The organism is Streptomyces sp., from assembly GCF_019510245.1.
GTDB lineage: Bacteria > Actinomycetota > Actinomycetes > Streptomycetales > Streptomycetaceae > Streptomyces.
Window position 1 is genome coordinate 1 of the sequence record NZ_JAEKKT010000354.1, and the last position, 4,331, is coordinate 4,331.

4 protein-coding genes are annotated in these 4,331 nt (G+C 71.0%); 2 read left to right on the plus strand and 2 right to left on the minus strand.

What is annotated here, in order from left to right; genetic code table 11:
• Together JF597_RS51340 and JF597_RS51345 are read right to left on the minus strand one after the other, a co-directional pair.
• Positions 1 to 808: DUF4012 domain-containing protein (locus tag JF597_RS51340; protein WP_294013458.1), on the minus strand; the 808-nt coding region annotated here is incomplete at its 3' end.
• A gap of 71 nt (positions 809 to 879) precedes the next feature.
• A complete protein-coding gene (locus JF597_RS51345) occupies positions 880 to 1,371 on the minus strand; it encodes an IPT/TIG domain-containing protein (protein ID WP_294013461.1) in 492 nt (163 codons plus the stop codon).
• Between the two features lie 195 nt (positions 1,372 to 1,566).
• Here JF597_RS51345 and JF597_RS51350 point away from each other — a divergent pair, with 195 nt between their 5' ends.
• Positions 1,567 to 3,357 carry a nucleoside-diphosphate sugar epimerase/dehydratase gene (locus JF597_RS51350; protein WP_294013464.1) on the plus strand — a complete coding sequence of 597 codons (1,791 nt, stop codon included), beginning with the start codon at positions 1,567 to 1,569 and terminating at the stop codon, positions 3,355 to 3,357.
• A gap of 148 nt (positions 3,358 to 3,505) precedes the next feature.
• On the plus strand, positions 3,506 to 4,330 hold the full coding sequence (locus tag JF597_RS51355) for a hypothetical protein (RefSeq protein WP_294013467.1): 825 nt from the start codon (positions 3,506 to 3,508) through the stop codon (positions 4,328 to 4,330).
• Position 4,331: the final 1 nt, after the last annotated feature.

Below are 4,331 nucleotides of genomic sequence, written 5' to 3' on the forward strand. Positions count from 1 at the left end.
CCGTGCCTGCGCCGCGGAACAGCTGCTCGTAATCGGGACCCAGATCGAGATCGACCGCCGTCGTCGCCAGCGCGCTGTCGGATTCGAAGCGCTCGAACGTGATGCGCCCGTGGTCGGTGCGGGCGATCGCAAAGGCGCCCGGGATGCCGCCGGTGCCCCGCGCCTCGGCCTCGTTCTGGAAGGCGACGAAGTACCGGCGGGGTCCGTGGGCGCCGAGCAGATCGGGGGCCAGCGCGGCGGCGAGGTCGGCCGAATGGACGGTGCGGGCGAGACTCGTCAGCCGCGTCAGCACCTGCGAGCGCGCCGACCCGACCGGCGGCAGCCAACCGCCGCCCGGTGCGCGCCGCACGGCGCCCGCCGCCCGCTGCATGGCCGAGTCGGCCCGGGCCAGCAGTGGGGCGACGGCGGAGATGCGGTCGAGGTTGAACGAGCCGTCCGGACGCCGGAGCTGGGCCGGGTCGAGGTCACCGCTGGCCTGGACGAGCGCGGGCAGTACCCGGTGCCCGAGCGCGTCGGCCTGCGCGGCGACGACCCGCACCGTGTCGACCGGGTCGCCCAGCCAGGGCAGCGCGGCGGCGCCGGCCCAGGCGGGGCCGGTGGTGAGCCGGTGCGCGCGGGCGGCGGCATTCGCGATGCGCTCCGCAGTCTTGCGGGCCGCCGGCAGGTCCCCGGCGTGAATCTGGGCGCGCAGCCGGTCGAGGTCGCCGCGCACGGCGTTGAGCTGCGCGCGGGCCAGCAGCCCGGTCACGACTAACCATGCGACCGCGATGCCCAGTACGGCGCCTGTGATCAGCAGCGCCAGGCGCACGCGGCGGCGGCGTCCGGAACCGTCGGCCGGCGCCTCGGTGGTCGACGCGGTCGAAGCCGGATCGGTGTCGGTCAGGCGGACACGCGGCGGCGCTTGCCGAGCAGCATCAGGCTCAGGCCACCGACGAGCAGCAGCGCACCCACGCCACCGATCGACATGACGGCCACGCCGGTGTTCGACACGCCGCCGCCGCCGCTGGGGTTCGAGCCGGAGCCAATCGTGATCGCGATCGAGGCACTCTCATCGGTGGCCTCGTCGGCGACGACGATGGTGTGATCACCGCTCACGCCGGCGGGCAGGGTCACCGTGACGCTGTACGCCCCGGAGCTGTCGGTGGTCGTGGTACCGAGCGTGTCCCCGGTGTCCAGTGTGATGGTCAGGGTGTCGTTCGCGCCGAAGCCACTGCCGCTGAGCGTGAGCGTGCCACCGACCGCCGGGTTGGTGGTGCTGGCGCGGACGGTTGGCTGGTTCGTATACGGCGCCGCCCCGGCAGTTCCCGCGGCCAGAGCGAGCAGGCCGGCGAGGGCGATGATCGCGAGCGAGAACTTCTTGATTACGGACATTGGCGAATCCCTCACCGTTACGCCGAACCCCGAAAATCGGACTGATTGGACAGATCAAGACCGACGTTAGCGCATCGCTTTCATGAACGGAATCCAGAGCAACTCGCCCGCTTCTGGGCTCGTCCACCGCTGGCGCGTAGCGTGATCGCGGCGGGGGCCTGGTCTGCGATCTATGTCTTCCGAGAGGAATGCGCGATGAGCGAGGTGGAATCGGTTCCGCGATTCACCCTGTCGCCCATCCTGACCGACATCGTGGCCTGGATCGCCGCCACCGACATCGCGGCTCTGGCCCGTTTCGACTTTGCTCCGCACAAGGTGCCGTGGGCCAGCGTCTCGGTACTCGCGCTCTTCCTGGCCGGCGGCCAGCTGCTCGTGGGCGGGCTCGTCCTCATGTACGGCGGTCGGTACGTGCCCGGCAGCTTCGACGAGATGCGCGGCGTAGCCGTGTCGGCAACTGCGCTCTGCTTCCTCGCGACCGCGATCGTGGCGCCCCTGCACCCGGACGGCCTGCCGCGCAGCCTGCCCTTCCTGGCCTGGCCACTGGCCCTGGTTGCGATGGGGGCCGTCCGCTTCGTCAAGCGGATCATCGCCCAGAACCGGTCGGCGCCCGGCGACGACGCGGAACGGATCCTGATCCTCGGCGCAGGCTGGCTCGGCTCGGCGCTGGCGCTGCGCATGCTGCGCGACCCGCGTTCGCCGTACCGTCCCGTGGCGTTCCTCGATGACGACCCGGGCAAGCGGAACCTGCGCGTACACGGGCTGCGCGTGCGCGGCCGCCTGGGCGACGTGGCCGACCTGGCCGAGGAGTTCGGAGTGCGGTCGGTCGTCGTCGCGGTCAACGACGCCGACTCGACGCTGCTGCGCGAGATCGCCGACGCCGCCGGCGAGGCCGGCCTCACCTGCCTGGTCCTGCCGCCGCTGCGCGAGACGCTGCGCGGGACGCAGGTGCAGCTGTCGGCGATCCGCAAGATCGACGTCGAGGACGTGATCGGCCGCCGGCCGGTGCGCACCGATCTCCGCTCGATCACCGAGTACATCACCGGACGGCGAGTACTGGTAACCGGTGCCGGCGGGTCGATCGGGTCGGAGCTGTGCCGACAACTGCACCGGTACGGCCCGGCCGAGCTGGTGCTGCTCGACCGGGACGAGTCGGCGCTGCACGCGGTGGAACTGTCGCTCTACGGCCGGGCCCTGCTCGATTCACCCGAGACCGTGCTGTGCGACATCCGCGACGCCGAGGCGGTGGACCGGATCTTCCTCGAGCACCAGCCCGAGGTGGTGTTTCACGCAGCGGCCCTGAAGCACCTCACGCTGCTGGAGCGTTACCCCGGCGAGGCGTTGCGCACCAACGTGTACGGCACCCTCAACGTGCTGCGGGCCGCCGATGCCAACGGGGTCAAGCAGTTCGTCAACATCTCGACCGACAAGGCCGCCAACCCGACCAGCGCGCTGGGCCACTCCAAGCGTCTGGCCGAGCGCCTCACGGCGGCGTTCGCGCACCGGGGCAACGGCGGCCGGTTCCTCTCCGTCCGGTTCGGCAACGTGCTCGGCAGCCGCGGTTCGGTGCTCCACGCCTTCGCCGCCCAGATCGAGGCCGGCGGGCCGTTGACGGTCACGGACCCGGAGGTGAGCCGGTTCTTCATGACGGTGCCGGAGGCGTGCGAGCTGGTGATCCAGGCGGCGGCGATCGGCCGCGGCGGGGAGGCACTCGTCCTCGACATGAGCGAACCGGTGAAGATCGTCGACGTCGCAGAGCGCATGATCGCCATGTCGGGCAAGGACCTGGAGATCGTGTTCACCGGGCTGCGCGAGGGCGAGAAGCTGCACGAGGAGCTCTTCGGCGACGGCGAGCGCGGGGAGCGGCCCTTCCACCCGCTGATCTCGCACGTAAACGTGCCGGGCCTGGATCCCGCCGCGATCGCCTCGCACCCGTGGGTCACCGGCGTGCTCGCGAACTCACGTCGAATCGTCCGAGCGGCCCCCTAGCGTGTGGAGCTTCACCGCTGCACTCGTAGTCACGGCACTCCTCCTCCCGATCGCGGCGAAGTTGTTGAGGTGGCGTGGCGTTGTCGACGTGCCGAACGCACGGTCGGCCCATTCGACTCCCGTGCTCCGGGGCGGCGGACTGGCCTGCGTGGGTGGCGTGGTGGCGGGCGTCGGCGTGGCGGCGCCCCGCACCGATCCGCTCATTTGGCAGGTGGCGCTGGCGGCCATCGCCCTCGCCGCATTGGGTTTCGTCGACGACCTCCGCTCGATGTCCGTCGCCCCCCGACTGCTCGCCCAGCTGGTGCTGGGCGCGGTCGCCGGTTGGGTCGTGCGGGCCGAACCACTGTGGCTCGCTCTGGGAGCAGTGGTCATCGCGCTCTCGGTCAACTGTGTCAACTTCATGGACGGCATCAACGGGATCACCGCTCTGACCATCGCCCTGTGGGGAGCCTCCGGCATGGTCGCAGCCACGCGTCACGAAGCTCCGGTGCTGTTCGCCATCTGCGCTGTCACCGCCGCCGCGGCGATCGCCTTCCTACCGGCAAACGCCCCCATGGCCCGGCTGTTCCTCGGCGACGTCGGCAGCTATCTGTTCGGGGGGTTGGTCGGCGTCGGCATACTCGTCGGTATCGACAGCCACGTCGACCTGGCCTTATTGCTGGCCCCGCTGGCGGTGTACGCCGCCGACACCTCGTTCACACTCCTGCGGCGGGTCCGACGGCGCCAGGCACTGCTGAGCGCGCATCGGGATCACGTGTACCAACGGCTCGTCTGGGTCCGCGGGCATTCGCACGTGGCAGTCGCCGGCGCGGTCACGCTCGTCTCCCTTGCGATCGTGAGCAGTTGGGCGCTGTTTCCGGCACCCGTCGCCAGCGTGGTAACCGCACTGCTGTTGCTCGCGTACTTGTCCGCCCCCCGACTCGATGCGCTCGGCACCCAGCGGGCGGAGCGGGAACGCGATGTCCGCGCCTGAC

What these genes read in the sequence shown, in the direction of transcription:
- JF597_RS51345 (WP_294013461.1), bottom strand. Translation starts at nt 1,371, where the DNA reads ATGTCCGTAATCAAGAAGTTCTCGCTCGCGATCATCGCCCTCGCCGGC.
- JF597_RS51350 (WP_294013464.1), top strand. Translation starts at nt 1,567, where the DNA reads ATGAGCGAGGTGGAATCGGTTCCGCGATTCACCCTGTCGCCCATCCTG.